This is a genomic window from Mesorhizobium sangaii, from assembly GCF_014207355.1.
GTDB classification, from domain to species: domain Bacteria; phylum Pseudomonadota; class Alphaproteobacteria; order Rhizobiales; family Rhizobiaceae; genus Mesorhizobium; species Mesorhizobium sangaii.
Genome location: NZ_JACHEF010000003.1, coordinates 818,360 through 833,229, shown reverse-complemented (window position 1 = coordinate 833,229; position 14,870 = coordinate 818,360). Strand labels below are relative to the sequence as shown.

The window sequence follows — 14,870 nt, the reverse complement described above, 5'->3', positions numbered from 1 at the left end:
TCTCGCGAGGGGTGCCATCCGGCACCTTTTTTCGTTCCCACCGCGATTGACTCGGCAAGGCGCGCACCTATGTTGCGCCGGCTTGCCGATAGTCAAACGCGAACCCGCAAGCGGAAAGGTCACAGCGCCATGCCTGGCGACAGTCACAGTCGAACGCAACAGCCGTCCGCCTAGACGTGACCTCTAATGGTTCATGTCCTGCCGGATGGCAAGGAGTGAGCCATGAACGAATTTACCCCCGTAGCGAGCGACGAGGCCGTCGCGATCGCCCGTATCCTAGCCAACGATCACGTCGCCGACATTGTCGAGGCCCTGAACAGAGAGCCGCGAGAAAGCGCGACCGAACTGCTTTGTGAAGTGACGTTCGAGCGGCTGGTCGAGATATTCGACCAGCCTGAGTTCGACCGCGCGCCAGAACTCATGGAGGCGCTGCCGCGCGCCAAGGCGGGCAAGCTGCTCACCGCCATGTCGGAAGACCGTGCCGCCGACATCCTGCGCGAGCTGGACGAGCCGGCCCGTTCCGAGCTGCTCGGCGGCCTTGCGCCGCCGCTGCGCGCCACGCTGCTTGCCATTCTGGGCTATCCCGAAGGCAGCGCCGCATCGATCATGACGACGGAGTTCGTCAGCGTGCCCTCGGACTGGACCGTGGGCCGCACGCTCGACTACATCCGCAAGGTCGAGCGGACGCGCGAAACCGTCTACGCGATCTACATCGTCGACCCGCAAACGCACCTCCTGATGCGGTCGACGGGCCTGCGCCGGCTGATCACCGGGGAGCCGGAGGACTCGATCATGACCGTGGCGCCGGATCGCGCGCCGGTGACGGTCAGCCCGCTGACCGATCGCGAAACCCTGGCGCAAACGATCTCGAAATACGACCTGCTAGCTGTCCCGGTCGTCGACCACGGCAAGATCCTCGGCATCGTCACCATCGACGACATCATCGACGCGATGATCGAGGAGACGACCGAGGACGTGCACCGTTTCGGCGGCATGGAGGCGCTCGATGAGCCGTACATGAAGATGAGCTTCCTCGCCATGATCAAGAAGCGGGGCGGCTGGCTGTGTGCGCTGTTCATCTCAGAGATGCTGACGGCCAACGCCATGCAGAGCTATGAGGGCGAGCTGGAAAAGGCGATCGTTCTGACGCTGTTCATCCCGCTGATCATGAGCTCGGGTGGCAATTCCGGCTCGCAGGCGACCTCGCTGGTCATCCGGGCGCTGGCGCTGCGCGAAATCGGCCTTCGCGACTGGTGGCGGGTGGCGCTGCGCGAGCTCCCCACCGGCCTCGTGCTCGGCGGCATGCTCGGCGTGGTCGGTATCGGCCGCATCGCGCTCTGGCAATATATGGGCTTCTACGACTACGGGCCGCATTGGCCGCTGATCGCCACGACGGTCGGCGCCGCACTAGTCGGCATCGTCACCTTCGGCTCACTGTCGGGGTCCATGCTGCCGTTCGCCCTGAAACGCATCGGCTTCGATCCGGCCAGCGCGTCGGCCCCGTTCGTCGCCACGCTGGTCGATGTCACCGGGCTGGTGATCTATTTCTCGGTGGCGCTGGTGATCCTGCGCGGCACGCTGCTGTAGCAGTTCCTAATTTCCACCGTGGCAAGACCCTTGCCACGGTGGAAAGCTACATCCCGGCATGTGCCGGTCAATCCACCCGCACGCCGTCCTTCACGCGATAGGTCGGCTTGTACATGGTGACGAGTTCTTCCGCGGCGGTCGGATGCACCGCCATCGTGCGGTCGAAATCGTCCTTGGTCAGCCCGGCCTTCAGCGGAATGCCGAGAAGCTGCGCCATCTCGCCGGCATCCGGTCCCAGTATGTGCGCGCCGAGCACCCGCTTCGAAGCGCCGTCGACCACCAGCTTTATCAGCATCTTCTCGTCGCGGCCGGACAGCGTATGCCGCATCGGCCGGAACGTGGCGCGGTAGATCTCGATGTCGGGGAAGCGTTTGACCGCATCATCCTCCGACAGGCCGACCGTGCCGACTTCGGGCTGTGAAAAGACGGCGGTCGCGATCGTGTCGTGGTCGGGCGCCGTTGGATTTCCCTTGAAGGCGGTTTCGATGAAACACATCGCCTCGTGGATCGCCACCGGCGTCAGCTGCACGCGGTTGGTGACGTCGCCGATCGCCCAGATGTTGTCGATGTTGGTGCGCGAGTATTTGTCGACAGCGATCGCACCGGTCTTGGTCATCTCCAGCCCGATGCCTTCCAGGCCCATATTCTCGGTGTTGGGGATGCGGCCGATGGCCAGCATCACCTGGTCGACCGTCAGCACCTTGCCGCCGGTGACGAGTGCGTCGAGCCGGCCGTCCGGCCGTTTGCGGATCCATTCGGACACAGAATGGCAGAGGATCCTTATCCCCTTCTTTTCCATCGTCTCGTGCAGCATGCGCCGCAGGTCCATGTCGAAGCGGCTGAGGATCTCCTTGCCGCGATAAACGAGCGTGGTGTCGACGCCGAGGCCGTGGAAGATGTTGGCGAACTCGACGGCGATGTAGCCGCCGCCCTCGATCATGATCGCCTTGGGCAGTTGCTTGAGATCGAAAGCCTCGTTGGAGAAGATGCAGTGTTCATGGCCGGGCAGCGCCGGATGCGGCGCCGGGCGGCCGCCGGTGGCGATCAGGATCTGGTCGGCGGTGACGGTGCGATCCTCGCCCAGGAGATGCACGACATGCGGATCGACGATCATGGCGCGCGAGTGAAAGGCCTCGCCGCCGGCGCCCTCGACATTCCTCTGGTAGATCGCCCCCAGCCGGCTGATCTCGCGATCCTTGTTGGCGACCAGCGTCTGCCAGTCGAAACTCGCCTCCGGCACCGTCCAGCCATAGCCGGCGGCATCGGCGAAATGCTCGGGAAATTGCGAGGCGTAGACATAGAGCTTTTTCGGCACGCAGCCCCTGATGACGCAGGTGCCGCCATAGCGGTATTCCTCGGCGATGCCGACGCGCTTGCCAAGTGCCGCCGCGACGCGCGCCGCCCTCACCCCGCCCGAGCCGCCGCCGATGACGAAAAGATCGTAGTCGTAACCGGCCATCGGCGGCTCCTCAAGCTTCAGAAATCCAGTGACAGGTAGGCCGCCAGGCAGCAAAAGAAAAGCCCGGGCAAGCCGGGCTTCATCAATGGCCGCAAGGCCGTTAGAAACGCGCGATCAGTTCTGCGTGTCGTCGGCCGGAGCCGAACCGTCGGCGGGTGCGGCGCCATCGGCAGGCGCGGCTGCGTCCGCGGGCGCTGCGGCAGGGGCTGCCGGCGCCTTGGTCTTGGCGGCTGCGGCCAGCGTTTCGCCAACCTGCTGGGCGAGATCGCGGGCGAGGCCGTTCTGCCAGATGTCGGCTGCCTTGACCAGTTCGCGGGTCACCGCGGGGCCGCTATCGAGCAGCTTCTTGCCCGAATCGGAACTGTAGAAGGCGGCAATATCGGTCAGTTCCTTTTCGGAGAACACTTTTGCGTAGGCGAGTGCGGCTTCCTTCTCGAGGTCGGCGCGGCGCGAGGCCAGCGCCAGCGCCTTCTCGCTGATGGTCTTGCCGATCAGCTCCTGCATGTCCGGGTTCTTCTGGATGAGCTGCGATTCGAGCGCGGCAGCCGCCTGCGGCAGGATGTTGTCGAACGGGTCGGTCGCGTGGATCGCCGCGACCGCCGCGCGGGCGGCCTTCAAATGCGAGTCCGTGACATCCTGCGAAAACGCCGGCGAAGAGAAGGCGAAAACGGCCGTAGCCGCCAGAACGGCGCAAAGGCTGCGAACCCGGTTATGCAACATCATGATCGGTAGAACTCCCTGGTTTTCGGGCGGCATGGACAGTTTGGATACCGTCGCCGCCGGCGATGATGGCCGCTGACGCCAGCCCGATGAAAAGACCATGCTCGACCACGCCCGGAATGGCGTGGAGAGCATTCGAAAGCGCTCTTGTATCCGGAATGCGGCCAAAAGATGCATCGAGGATAAAATGGCCGCCGTCTGTAACAAAAGCCTGCCCCCCCGTCATCCTCAATGTGACCGGGCCGGAAAGGCCGAGTTTTTCAGCCGCCGCGCCGATCGTAATTTCGGTTGCGCGCAGGCCGAACTGGTTGACTTCGATCGGCAGTGGAAAACGGCCGAGCGTCTCGACCATCTTCGACTGGTCGGCAATGACGATCATGCGCTGGGAAGCCGCGGCAACGATCTTCTCGCGCAGCAACGCGCCGCCGCCGCCCTTGATCAAGGTCAGTTCCGGGTCGACCTCGTCGGCGCCGTCGACGGTGAGGTCGAGCTGCGGCGTTTCTTCCAGCGTCGACAGCGGCACGCCAAGCTCGCGGCAGAGCGACGCGGTGCGCTCCGAAGTCGGCACGCCGATGATCGTCATGCCGGTGGCGACCTTCTCGGCAAGCAGCCGCACGAACTCTTCGGCGGTGGTGCCGGTGCCGATGCCGAGCCGCATGCCATCGCTCACATAGGCGAGCGCTGCCCGCGCGGCTTCGACCTTCAATTGTCTTGCATCCATGCCGCTTGTTGCCCCGGAAATTCGCTGCTGGGCTCCTAGCATTTTTGCCGGTCGGGTCAAAGCCTTTGGCAGCGGCGTACTCCCCTGGTGACGAGCAGCATCGATGTTCTGGCAACGCGCGGTCAGGGGCAATGCGTCAGGGATCTCCGATAGGAATTTTTTCTTGACCTGGTGAAGGAAGCTATGCTACATTTCCATCCATGGTGCTGATTTGCGCCAACGACCCGCCGCCATGGCGGGTTTTTCATGTCTGGCGACAAGCCGCTAAATTCCTGGTCCGACGGGCCTGCTTGCCCCACCCGGCTTGCCTTGACGCGCCGCAGCCGCTATCGCCTGCCACTTGCATGAACTTGGCCCAGGACTGACCATGACTCGCCCGATCATCGTGTTCGACCTCGACGGTACGCTGGTCGATACAGCGCCGGATCTGCTCGACAGCCTGAACCACAGCCTCGCCGCCAGCCACATCGCGGCCGTCGACGAAGCCGGCTTCAGGCGCTTTGTCGGTCACGGCGGCCGCGTGATGATCGAACGGGCGCATGCCGCCCAGCAGCGATCGCTCGATGTCGAAGAGCACGACCGGCTGCTGAAACTCTTCCTCGACCACTACACCCTCAACATCCCCGGCAAATCGCGCCCCTATCCCGGCGTCGTCGAGGCGATCGCGCGCTTCGAGAACGCCGGCTATCTGCTGGCCATCTGCACCAACAAATACGAAGCCAACTCGCTGGCGCTGATCGAGGCGCTCGGCCTGACGAAGCATTTCGCGGCAATCGCCGGACAGGACACGTTCGCTTTCCGCAAGCCCGACCCGCGCCATCTGATCGAGACCATCAAGCTGGCCGGCGGCGACCCGGATCGCGCGCTGATGGTCGGCGATTCGCAGACCGACATCGACACCGCCAAGGCCGCCGGCATTCCTGTGGTGGCAGTTGATTTCGGCTACACTGACCGCCATGTGCGCGAATTCGAACCCTCGGCGGTGATCTCGCATTTCGACGCCCTGACGCTCGATCTGGCGCAAAGGCTGATCGCCGCCGCGGCGAACTGACCGGAAAGCAGCCGACGTCACTTCGGAGACGGGTCCAAAGGACAACAATCCGATCCTTGCCGGAACGCCTGACACCGCCTTGACTTCCCGCACCCGCCTCCCTTATATCGCGGCTCGCTTGGCCTTCGGGCAACGAGCGGGCGATTAGCTCAGCGGGAGAGCACACCCTTCACACGGGTGGGGTCGCAGGTTCAATCCCTGCATCGCCCACCAAAATCCCTAGGACAGTCAGCAGCTTACTAACGTGTTGGCCAAAATCGTCGATCTAGGCCTTTTTCGTTTCGCCACTAAGTCGCCAATTCGACGATTGTTTTCGACACCGGCGTCGGGAACTCAGCAAGCTGGCTTCGCCTCTTTCACGGCGGTATTCCGTCCCGAAGGCCCGAAATGCTCCGCTCGTTGGTAGGCTCCAACCTGTAATCGATTCCTTGAATGCCAGCCGTTTGCTTCTGCGCGCCAGGAGTGAGGCTCCGCAAGGCGCAGCCTTCGGTAGCGCCTCAACGTCCGCCCATTCCTGTGCTATATTGCAATTTCGACACGCTCAGGAAGTGTGTGCCGAACACGGGCTGGAGCCGAAGTACCGCCGCGCTTTCGTTACTGGATTGAGCCGCGAGGAGGATCAAGCATGTCTGACCGCGCCGACATAGGCCCTCTGCAACTGGGCGAACGAGCGCCCAATTTCGTACTCGACGCAATTACTCGCGAGGGCAAGATAGCTATCGACGATTTCCGCGGCGAAAAGCCAGTGCTGGTTGGGCTGTATCGAGGTCTGCATTGTCCGTTTTGCAGGCGTCATATCGCGACGGTTTCGCTGCTCACACCAGCCCTTAACGCAAAGGGCATCGAAAGCCTCACGGTGGTGAACACGCCCATCGAGCGGGCGCGCCTTTATCTCCGGTACCATCCGATGGTTGGTTTGCTTGCTGCATCCGATCCGGAGCGCGTTTCACACCGCGCCTTTGGATTGCCCAACATGCAAATAGTAACCGAGGGCGAGAGCGCATTGCCGCACAAGGTCTCGATGAGCGATGTGAACGCGATGCGGCTCAACGTGCCGGGCGAAATGCCTGAGCCGATGGATCCGTTTGCCACGCTCGAATATCTGAACAAAAAAGACAATTACGATATCACTGAAGCCGACGAGCAAATGATGGCGACCGGCGTGGGCCAGCTCACCGGCCAGTTCCTGCTCGACCGCAACGGCGTCGTTCGCTGGACGTTCTCCGAGGTTTTCGATGGCGGATTGGGCGCCCACCCGAACTCTGAGGCGATGATGTCGGTCGCGTCGCATATTGGTCAGTAGCAGCGCGGTTGCGGACATCGGCTGCACGGATAGCAGGTGTTATGCAAACCGTTAGTTCGAGCCGGGGGTCGCCACGCTTCGGCGAGGTGCCAGCGGCAGCCTCCCGCTGGCCGCGAGCCGGTGAAAAAGGTGCTGGAGCGGAGCGCCTGATCACGCGACAAAGGCGCTGTCAGCCGCATCCCAGTGGGCAAGTGTGGCCTTAAGTCGCAACAACTAGCCTCCGAAAGCAGCGCTTCGGGCTTCATTGATGCTGCGATCAACACCATATGGTGATCCACAGCCCTCCAAAACGAGAAAAGCTCGCCCCGAAGCTGTCGCACTGCGGCGGTCAGCCGGCAATGGCTTATGAACCAGGAACCTGAAAACCATGCCTGAAAATACCAGACTAACTTCGAGAGACGTCCCCCTTATTCAGCTGGGCGTCTATCAGTGCCGCTTCCCAGTGAGCGAAGACGCGTCGGTACCCGGCGGTTACCGTTTTTGTGCTGGGCCAACTTCGCCGGATCGCGTCTATTGCGATCATCACCACAGCATCGTGACCGCCGTCGACCCTCGTCGAACCCGTTCAGGTCTCCACCCCGCTCAACGACGCGCCGCGTAAGTTAAGCAGGCGGCCTCCCCCGACCGCAAGCGCGACAACGGGAGAGATTCAGCAGAATTTCAGAAATCTTCCGGTACGCGACCGTTCCTTGGCCTCATTGTTCCGAAGAACGAACCGGATGAGGTCGAACATGTCGCTGAATGAGAACACGCGCCAAGCCGCCCGGCAGGAACTGCTGGAATTTGCATCCAGCGTCATGGTTGGGTCCCCTTGTGCGCCGATGCCTGGAACAATGTTCGAAATGCTGGAGATCATCGCGATGGAGAGGCGGATGACTTCCAGCCAAGGCGAAGGCAGGTCAAATTCCTCTGATCCCTTGACGTCCGAGCCGATTGAGACCCCAATCAGGCTGCGTGTGGTCGAGCTGGTCAGATCGGCATTCAATGTCGCAAGAGAACGGTGGGCACATACTGGCACTTGGCAGTTGCGAGCTTGATCTTGCCCGCGGGCTGCTCGTCCGCGATGGAAAACCTGTTGCCCTGCGCTGCAAGGCGTTTGATCTGTTAACTTATCTCAGCAGGAATGTTGGGCGTGTCGCGACCAAGTCTGAACTGATGTCAGCGGTATGGCCCGATGTCTTCGTGACCGAGGACTCACTGACGCAGGCGGTCAGGGAGTTGCGAAAGGCGCTGCAGGACGAAAGCCAAACCATTATCCGCACGGTTGCCAAACGCGGCTACGTCCTCTCCCCCCCGATACGCCAAAGCAAGAGCGCTCTGGACAGCCGAGCGTTGCGGTACTGCGTTTCAGCAATGAAGGTGCGCCGGACGACGCCCCTTTGGTCGATGGTTTCGCCGAGGACATTGTCAATGCTTTGGCTCGCTTTGGAACGGTCGTTGTGCAGGCGCGCAATTCCGGATTTGCATTTGTCTCGGATTCCGCTTCCGATTGGCGTGCCGTTGGCGACAGCCTTGGCGCAACCTATCTGGTCCGCGGCAGGGCTACGACCCGCACAGGCGGCATGCGGGTCACCGTCAGTCTCATGACCGCTTCGACGGGTGAAGTCCTCTGGAGCGATACCTTTTCTGCTTCTGGCGGCCAGATCTTCGAGATGCAGGAAGAAATCGCCAGTCGTGTGGTGAACCGGCTGGTCGCTCGGCTCGACGACGCGGGTGTCAAGCAGGCAACCCCGAAGCCTCCCGATAGCCTGGCCGCATATGAGCTTCTCTTGCGTGGACTGGCTCGGCTGCGCGGCTATGGCGATGACGACAATCAGGCCGCGCGCGATCTCTTTCAGGCTGCGGTCGACAAGGACCCGACCTACGCTTTGGCGCATTCCTACGCCGCGCTCGCCGATCTCATTATCGGTGGCTATGCCGAGGCATCCCCGGCGTTGCTTGCTTCATTGATCGACCGCGCGGAGTGTGCGGTGACCCTGGCGCCGGAAGAGCCACGCTGCCATCGCGTGCTTGCCCAGGCTTTGATCTCTGCCCGTCGGTTCGAAGCGGCCGAACATCACCTTCAACGCGCGTTCGACCTCAATCCATACGACGCCGATACGATTGCGCAAATGGGGTACTTGCTCACGATGAGAGGCAGGCCGCTCGAAGCACTCGCGGCGATTGACAGCGCGATACGGATCAACCCGATCCATCCTGATTGGTACCTATGATCGCGCCATCGCCCAATACTCAGCTGGAGATTACAAGGCCGCGCTTGTCAGCATGTCCAAGGTCCCCCCGAGGACCCCCTGGCGACTGGCAAGGCTGGCGGGGTGTCACGCTCAACTCGGCGAACTGAAGGAAGCTCAGCGCATTATGGCAGAGGTCAAGCGGATAGCGCCTGATTACTCGCCACTTGAGTTTGCACAAACCGGAATCGCCTTCGAACACGCGAGTGATGCTGAACACCTCATTGCCGGCGTCGCCAAGGCACTCGCAGCCTATGAGGACCAAGGCTAGGGCCGCCATCCGGGCCGACGTGGACGCCAACAAGAAATCCATCGATGCTGTGGTAACTGCTGGGCTGTAGCGTTCAGGTTCCAGCGCCCTGGCTTTCAATCGGTGAACTCAATTGCCCGCACTTCAGCGGCGGAACAAACCGGCATGGCAGCGAGTTTCTGTCCAAGGAAAACTTGAGGGAAAGCCATGTCCAGATTTCTGCTGGCGACGAGCGTCGCCGTTCTTCTCGCCGGCGGGCCGGCCTTTGCCGCGGATGAGCCCCCGCTGCCGCCGCCCAACGCCAAGAAACTGTCGGAGATCCTCGCCAAGGTCGAACAGCGCGATGGCTTTCGCTATGTGAAGGAAGTCGACTGGGACAGCGGCGCCTACGTCGTCACCTACTACACGTCCGACAAGGCCAAGGTCGAAATCACCTACGATCCCGTGACCGCCGAGCCCAAATAGGTTCTCCGGCGGGCGCTCATATCCGACGGGAATGAGCCGGCCAGTTCCGTGCATTCTCATTGGCCAGTGGTTTGCCCAAAATTGTCCATCCTTGAGGTATGACATGCATGCTAGGGCGTGGGCTGCGCCTTGGGCAATGCTCGGCTTGGGGGGCAATCATGCGATCTTCCGTTCGAATCCGTCTTCTGGCCGTGCTCGCCACCATCCTGGCCGGCGGCATCGTTGGGACCGCTCCTGCGCGGGCTGACGGACCATCCTTCGATTGCGGCAAGGCAACCCTGCCGGCGGAAAAGGCGATCTGCGCCGATCCGCAGCTGTCGGCCATCGATCTGCTGGTCTCCAAGGCGTTCAAGGGTTTCGAGCCGGCGTTCGGCGGCGACAAGCGCAAGATCGCCCGCGGGTTGAATGCCGACCGCAATGCCTGCAAGAGCGACACCGCTTGCATCGTCAGCGCGCTGAACAACGCGCTGCAAACCTATGGCGCCGCGCCGCCATGGGTGCAAGACTACAACATCGCGCTGATCGGCAAGAAGGCGCTGGAGGCCGCAGCGCGAAACCCGAAAGAGACGGACAAGCCGCTGCCCTCGGCAATCGGCCGATGCGCGTCCACCCATATCAAGACGCTGACCACGCGACTTGGCGACGATCCGCTGGAAACCGCCAACCCGGATGGTGGCAGCGCCGCGACATTCACCAATGACGGCGGCGCCGTCTCCTATGATCGCGACCCTGGCCTGGCCGCCTCGAAGGTCGGCGACGCAGCCGTCATGTGTCTGATCTCCATTCCCAGGGATTGCCCCAAGGGCGATGAGCGCGGCCGCGTCTACTACGGCATCGATCTCGCGATCAAAGCGTCGTGGGCGCTGCCGGACTCTGAGCATATGTGCGGCGGCGCCTGAGCTGCGGCGCCGACTTCGGCAATTGGTGGTCTCCGCCACAAGTCGAGCTTGTCATTGGTCTGAAGCGATTACCCTGCGCCATCCGCCTTCCCCTTGCGTCAGTCTCGCTTTGATGGCTGACTGCGGCTTATAGGCGCCGCATGGGGGGTGGGCATGGCGACGGCGAAGCACGTGCTGAAGCGTATATTGATGATGTTGGCCGGCTACCTTGTGTCGGTGCTGGTCGGCTTGATCGCCGTCGTGGCGATCTACGCCGCGCTCAGTGCCCTGCCCAACGCGTCCGCCTATTTCGACGTCATGGGCGTCTCGCCGATCGCCGTCCTAGTGGTTCCGCCGCTCGGCATGTTCGTCTATTTCCTGACCATTGTCGTGACCGCACTGCAAACGCTCATCTTCGCGCTGATTGCCGAACTCTTCTCGTTGCGCAATGTCCTGCTGCACATGCTTTTCGGCGCCGCGGCGGCCGCCGGCGGTTTCTTCCTGATCTGGCCAAGTTCAGCGGAGGACATGGACCCCGAGCGCTGGGCCGACATCGGCATCATCGCCGCTGCCGGCCTTGTCGCCGGATTGGTCTATTGGCTGATCGCTGGACGCGACGCGGGTTTCCGCCGCCCCCTGTTTGAGCGTTGATGCCTGTCGCCCAAAAGCGCGCAACGGTTTTGGGACAACGACATGCATAAAAACAAAGCCTTAAAGCGCCTCGGCTGAACCTGTTTCAGCCGACGCGCTTTGGAAGCCGAGAAAGGTCGCTGCTCAACTCGACGGCGAGCGCACCGCCTCGGTGGCGTCCAACGCCTGCTTCAGCCGCGTATCGCGATCGTAGATGTCGCCGAAATATTCGACCTTGCCGGACATATCAGGCCAGGCGGTGAAATAGGCGACGTAGACCGGGATCTTGCGCGTCACGTCCTCGGTCGAGTGTCCGTGCTTCAGCTTCTCGGCGATATCGTCGACCGAGGTGCCCAGCACGGCGGCCGCCATGCCGCGCGGATCCTGCAGCCGCACGCAGCCATGGCTGAGCGCGCGCATATCCTGCTTGAAGAACGATTTCTGCGGCGTGTCGTGCATGTAGATCGCGTGCTTGTTGGGGAACAGGATCTTCAGCTCGCCCAGCGCATTGGCCTCGCTTGGCTGCTGGCGCACGCTATAGGGAATGTTGGCGCCATACGCGCCCCAGTCGACCGCCGACGAAGGGATGCGCTTGCCGCGCGAATCGGTGACCTCGTAACCGGCCCGGTCGAGATAGCCGGGATCGCTACGCAGCCTGGGCAGCATCTCGTTGACGATGATCGACTGCGGCACGCCCCAATAGGGATGGAAGTCGACCTGCTTGATCTGGTTGTAGAAGAAGGCGGTCTGGTTGGTGGTCCGGCCGATGACCGCACGCGTCTTCAGCTTTTCCTCGCCATTGTCGATGTAGCTCGCGGTGAAGGCCGGCTGGTTGATGAAGACACGTGGGCTGCCGAGATCGGAAGGCAGCCAGCGCAGTTCTTCCAGCGCCACCTCGACCTTCAGCAGCCTGTCGGCCTTGGACGTTCCGGCCAGCGTTGCGACGGTGCGCGGTCCGATGACGCCGTCGCCCTTCATGCCGGCTTTCTTCTGCACGGCCTCGATCACCGGAACCAGTTCCGGGACATAGACTTCGCTGGTGGCCAGCCTGGAAAGGATCTCGCCATAGGCGCCACCCGTCTCATCATCGAGATTGCGGGCGATCAGGGTCAGCAGCTTCGGCAGTTCGGGGCTGGTTTCGCCCGGCTTCAGCAGCAGCTTCGGGTCGACGACGATCTCGTTCTCGGCGCTGGCCTGCAACGCTTCCAATTCGACGCGCAACGCCTGGTATTCCGCATTCTGCGGATGACGCGATTCGAGATAGGTGCGCACCTCTTGGGTATGCGCCAGCGTTTTCAATACGCCTTGCAGGTCGAGCGGCTTTGCCGGGAAATCATAGTAGCCGGTCATGCGATTGGGCTCGACGCGGCCGTTCTGGGCATCATGGGCATAGCGCAGCACGCGTGCCGAGAGCGCCATCTCGAAGCGGACGAGCTCTTTCATCTGTGCATTGGCGTCGGCCGGCGAGGCGTTGGCGGCAGGCACGTTGACCGTGTAGTCGGCCGGCTCAAGGCCGTAGCTCGCTGCCTCCCCCAGCACCCGCACCGCATCCTGCGCGCGGCTGTTAAGGCCAGTGCCGGTCACCCAGATGAAATCCGGATTGGCCGAGTAATAGGCGATCAGCGCCTTGGCGATATCGGGCTCGGCATAGAGCTCGTAGTCGCTCAAGCCGGCAATGGCGTCGTGGAAGGCAGCCCCCGTGGCCGACGGCACGAAAGCGGCGTCCTGCGCCGCCGCCGGCTGTGGAGCCGCGGCCAGCGCCGAAAAGTCGATGCGCACCAGCCGATCGGCCTTGTAGGTGTAGTAGGACGGGCTGCTGATTTTTACGCCGCCGCCGCCACCCGGCACTTTCGGCTTGTGCTTGGGCGGCGCGGGTGGAAACTCACCTTGCGGCTCATGCCTGACGCCACCTCCGAAAAGCATTTCGAAGAGCCCTTGCGCGCCTGCCTGTGGCACACCGAAGGCCAGCGTTGCCGAGATCGCCACCAGCGGCATCACGGTTGCCTTGTTTCGGAGGAATTTCATGAATCACCCGCCCGGCTGTAACCGGTTCCCGTTCCGCACCGTTAAGACGATCTCGCTCACCGCATGGCGGATGTAAGGCGCGACTATACTGATTCATACTGATTTCGTTAAGCTTCCATAAATTTTGGAACGCTTGTTGCAGAACGGTTTCACAACATCGTGACGGCCGGAGCGAGGTGTCTCCGCTCCGGCCGGCGGGAAATCCCCCGGGAATCAGGCGTTGGCGCCGCCGTCGATGGTCAGCGCCGCGCCGGTGACGAATCGGCCTTCCGGCCCCGCGAGCCAGGCGACCATGCCGGCAATGTCCTCGGCTTTGCCAAAGCGCGGCGTTGCCATCTTCTGGCGCTGGTGTTCGGCATGCGGGCCATCGGCCGGATTCATGTCGGTGTCGGTCGAACCGGGGTGGACGACATTGGCGGTGATGCCGCGCGCGCCAAGGTCGCGCGCCAGCGCCTTGGTCAGGCCGACGAGTGCCGCCTTGCTGGCCGAATAGGCGCCCAGACTTGTGTCGGTCACCCGCTCGGCAAGATTGCTGCCGATCGAGATGATCCTGCCGCCCTCGCCCATATGCACTGCCGCCGCCTTCGAAGCGATGAACGGGGCTCTGAGATTGACCGACATGGTCTCGTCGAAATCGGCGAGCGACAGGGTGTCGATGGGTGCGGCGCGCCAGATGCCGGCGCTGTTGACCAGGATGTCGAGCCGGCCAAATGCGGTCGCTGCGTCATCGACGGCCTTGTCTATGGCCGCGGCGTCGCGGTTGTCGGCCTTGATGGCGATGGCGCGGCCGCCCTTGATAACGCTCGGCGCGCTGCACCAGGACTCCAGCCGCGGCGCCATCTGCGACGACCTGCGCCGTCGTCGCGCCGAGAATCATGCCGCCCTGCGCAAGCGTCTCGAACGCGGCGTTGCCGAGGGCGAACTGCCGGTTGGGTTCGACTGTGGCGCTGCCGCCACCTTCTACGCCACGGTTCAGCACGGCATGTCGATCCAGGCCCGCGACGGCGCCTCGCATTCGGATCTTCTGGCAACCGTGGCCGGCGCGATGGCGGCGTGGCAGACGATGGCCGGCACGGACAGAGCGTGACAAATGCCGGCCGTTGTGCTGCAAATCCACACACACCAGCCAAATGCGCGGTCGGGAGGACAAGCCTGTGAAAAAAGGGTATCGCGAACTGCTGGACGAGGCGAATGCCGAGATCGAGGTGGTGTCGCCGGAGGAAGCAGCCGGGCTGCTTGACGATGAAGACACCATCTTCGTCGACCTGCGCGATCCGCGCGAGGTCGAACGCGACGGCAGGATCCCCGGCGCCAAGCATGTCACCCGCGGCATGCTGGAATTCTGGATCGACCCCGAGAGCCCCTATCACAAGCCGTTCTTCGCTTCGGGGAAGAGCTTCGTCTTTTTCTGCGCCGGCGGCTGGCGCTCGGCGCTGGCCACCAAGACGGCGCAGGATATGGGGCTTTCGCCGGTCAAGCACATCCTCGGCGGCTACACCGCCTGGAAGGCTGCCGGACTGCCGGTCGAACCCGGCGGGAAGAAGAAATAG

15 protein-coding genes, 1 tRNA gene and 2 pseudogenes are annotated in these 14,870 nt (G+C 62.7%); 12 read left to right on the top strand and 6 right to left on the bottom strand.

The genetic code is table 11. From position 1 onward, the window contains the following. Positions 1 to 222: 222 nt before the first annotated feature. The gene (gene mgtE, locus HNQ71_RS19180; protein WP_184874225.1) at positions 223 to 1,587 is read left to right on the top strand and encodes a magnesium transporter; all 1,365 of its coding nucleotides are present in this window, start codon (positions 223 to 225) and stop codon (positions 1,585 to 1,587) included. Positions 1,588 to 1,654: 67 nt separating this feature from the next. On the opposite strand, the gene gor is transcribed toward mgtE, so the two are convergent. From gor to rpiA, 3 genes are all read right to left on the bottom strand, one after another. Continuing rightward, positions 1,655 to 3,046, bottom strand: a complete 1,392-nt coding sequence (gene gor / locus HNQ71_RS19175) for a glutathione-disulfide reductase (protein ID WP_184874224.1) — start codon at positions 3,044 to 3,046, stop codon at positions 1,655 to 1,657. A 114-nt stretch (positions 3,047 to 3,160) separates the two neighbouring features. Beyond that, on the bottom strand, positions 3,161 to 3,769 hold the full coding sequence (locus tag HNQ71_RS19170; RefSeq protein ID WP_184874223.1) for a DUF2059 domain-containing protein: 609 nt from the start codon (positions 3,767 to 3,769) through the stop codon (positions 3,161 to 3,163). After that, positions 3,756 to 4,487 (bottom strand): ribose-5-phosphate isomerase RpiA, encoded by a 732-nt coding sequence (gene rpiA, locus HNQ71_RS19165; protein ID WP_184874222.1) that lies wholly within the window; start codon positions 4,485 to 4,487, stop codon positions 3,756 to 3,758. The genes HNQ71_RS19170 and rpiA overlap by 14 nt, the downstream gene beginning before the upstream one ends. A gap of 367 nt (positions 4,488 to 4,854) precedes the next feature. Between rpiA and HNQ71_RS19160 the strand changes: the two genes are divergently transcribed. The 3 genes from HNQ71_RS19160 (at position 4,855) to HNQ71_RS19150 (ending at position 6,841) form a co-directional block, all read left to right on the top strand. Beyond that, complete coding sequence (locus HNQ71_RS19160) at positions 4,855 to 5,538, top strand: phosphoglycolate phosphatase (protein ID WP_184874221.1); 684 nt, start codon at positions 4,855 to 4,857, stop codon at positions 5,536 to 5,538. 138 nt (positions 5,539 to 5,676) lie between these two features. Beyond that, positions 5,677 to 5,751, top strand: a tRNA-Val gene (locus tag HNQ71_RS19155). 412 nt (positions 5,752 to 6,163) lie between these two features. Continuing rightward, positions 6,164 to 6,841, top strand: a complete 678-nt coding sequence (locus tag HNQ71_RS19150; RefSeq protein WP_184874220.1) for a peroxiredoxin-like family protein — start codon at positions 6,164 to 6,166, stop codon at positions 6,839 to 6,841. A 649-nt stretch (positions 6,842 to 7,490) separates the two neighbouring features. On the opposite strand, the gene HNQ71_RS34915 is transcribed toward HNQ71_RS19150, so the two are convergent. Further along, positions 7,491 to 7,826, bottom strand: coding sequence for a hypothetical protein (locus HNQ71_RS34915; RefSeq protein ID WP_246461643.1), 336 nt, complete (start codon positions 7,824 to 7,826; stop codon positions 7,491 to 7,493). Here HNQ71_RS34915 and HNQ71_RS34910 point away from each other — a divergent pair. The 6 genes and pseudogenes from HNQ71_RS34910 to HNQ71_RS19120 form a co-directional block, all read left to right on the top strand. After that, positions 7,826 to 8,116, top strand: a pseudogene (locus tag HNQ71_RS34910) (winged helix-turn-helix domain-containing protein); the annotation flags it as partial. The gene HNQ71_RS34915 and the pseudogene HNQ71_RS34910 overlap by 1 nt on opposite strands. A gap of 104 nt (positions 8,117 to 8,220) precedes the next feature. Beyond that, positions 8,221 to 9,054, top strand: a complete 834-nt coding sequence (locus HNQ71_RS34905) for a hypothetical protein (protein WP_246461682.1) — start codon at positions 8,221 to 8,223, stop codon at positions 9,052 to 9,054. Beyond that, positions 9,005 to 9,343, top strand: a complete 339-nt coding sequence (locus tag HNQ71_RS35525) for a tetratricopeptide repeat protein (protein ID WP_281391386.1) — start codon at positions 9,005 to 9,007, stop codon at positions 9,341 to 9,343. The genes HNQ71_RS34905 and HNQ71_RS35525 overlap by 50 nt, the downstream gene beginning before the upstream one ends. Before the next feature lie 186 nt (positions 9,344 to 9,529). Next, the gene (locus HNQ71_RS19130) at positions 9,530 to 9,787 is read left to right on the top strand and encodes a PepSY domain-containing protein (protein ID WP_184874218.1); all 258 of its coding nucleotides are present in this window, start codon (positions 9,530 to 9,532) and stop codon (positions 9,785 to 9,787) included. Between the two features lie 158 nt (positions 9,788 to 9,945). Beyond that, positions 9,946 to 10,686 carry a lysozyme inhibitor LprI family protein gene (locus HNQ71_RS19125; RefSeq protein ID WP_184874217.1) on the top strand — a complete coding sequence of 247 codons (741 nt, stop codon included), beginning with the start codon at positions 9,946 to 9,948 and terminating at the stop codon, positions 10,684 to 10,686. A 153-nt stretch (positions 10,687 to 10,839) separates the two neighbouring features. Further along, the gene (locus HNQ71_RS19120) at positions 10,840 to 11,316 is read left to right on the top strand and encodes a hypothetical protein (RefSeq protein WP_184874216.1); all 477 of its coding nucleotides are present in this window, start codon (positions 10,840 to 10,842) and stop codon (positions 11,314 to 11,316) included. A 123-nt stretch (positions 11,317 to 11,439) separates the two neighbouring features. Here the strand turns inward: HNQ71_RS19120 and HNQ71_RS19115 are convergent, their stop codons facing one another. Together HNQ71_RS19115 and HNQ71_RS19110 are read right to left on the bottom strand one after the other, a co-directional pair. Beyond that, positions 11,440 to 13,320, bottom strand: coding sequence for a L,D-transpeptidase family protein (locus HNQ71_RS19115; RefSeq protein WP_184874215.1), 1,881 nt, complete (start codon positions 13,318 to 13,320; stop codon positions 11,440 to 11,442). Between the two features lie 213 nt (positions 13,321 to 13,533). Next, a pseudogene (locus HNQ71_RS19110) lies at positions 13,534 to 14,115 on the bottom strand (SDR family oxidoreductase); the annotation flags it as partial. Between HNQ71_RS19110 and HNQ71_RS19105 the strand changes: the two are divergent. Both HNQ71_RS19105 and HNQ71_RS19100 read left to right on the top strand, forming a co-directional pair. Continuing rightward, positions 14,114 to 14,407 (top strand): hypothetical protein, encoded by a 294-nt coding sequence (locus tag HNQ71_RS19105; protein ID WP_425492243.1) that lies wholly within the window; start codon positions 14,114 to 14,116, stop codon positions 14,405 to 14,407. The pseudogene HNQ71_RS19110 and the gene HNQ71_RS19105 sit on opposite strands and share 2 nt — an antisense overlap. 67 nt (positions 14,408 to 14,474) lie before the next feature. Continuing rightward, positions 14,475 to 14,870, top strand: coding sequence for a rhodanese-like domain-containing protein (locus tag HNQ71_RS19100; RefSeq protein ID WP_184874214.1), 396 nt, complete (start codon positions 14,475 to 14,477; stop codon positions 14,868 to 14,870).

Excerpts from the sequence above, each read along its gene's own strand:
- mgtE (WP_184874225.1), top strand. The coding sequence starts at position 223 with ATGAACGAATTTACCCCCGTAGCGAGCGACGAGGCCGTCGCGATCGCC.
- gor (WP_184874224.1), bottom strand. The coding sequence starts at position 3,046 with ATGGCCGGTTACGACTACGATCTTTTCGTCATCGGCGGCGGCTCGGGC.
- HNQ71_RS19170 (WP_184874223.1), bottom strand. The coding sequence starts at position 3,769 with ATGATGTTGCATAACCGGGTTCGCAGCCTTTGCGCCGTTCTGGCGGCT.
- rpiA (WP_184874222.1), bottom strand. The coding sequence starts at position 4,487 with ATGGATGCAAGACAATTGAAGGTCGAAGCCGCGCGGGCAGCGCTCGCC.
- HNQ71_RS19160 (WP_184874221.1), top strand. The coding sequence starts at position 4,855 with ATGACTCGCCCGATCATCGTGTTCGACCTCGACGGTACGCTGGTCGAT.
- HNQ71_RS19150 (WP_184874220.1), top strand. The coding sequence starts at position 6,164 with ATGTCTGACCGCGCCGACATAGGCCCTCTGCAACTGGGCGAACGAGCG.
- HNQ71_RS19130 (WP_184874218.1), top strand. The coding sequence starts at position 9,530 with ATGTCCAGATTTCTGCTGGCGACGAGCGTCGCCGTTCTTCTCGCCGGC.
- HNQ71_RS19125 (WP_184874217.1), top strand. The coding sequence starts at position 9,946 with ATGCGATCTTCCGTTCGAATCCGTCTTCTGGCCGTGCTCGCCACCATC.
- HNQ71_RS19120 (WP_184874216.1), top strand. The coding sequence starts at position 10,840 with ATGGCGACGGCGAAGCACGTGCTGAAGCGTATATTGATGATGTTGGCC.
- HNQ71_RS19115 (WP_184874215.1), bottom strand. The coding sequence starts at position 13,320 with ATGAAATTCCTCCGAAACAAGGCAACCGTGATGCCGCTGGTGGCGATC.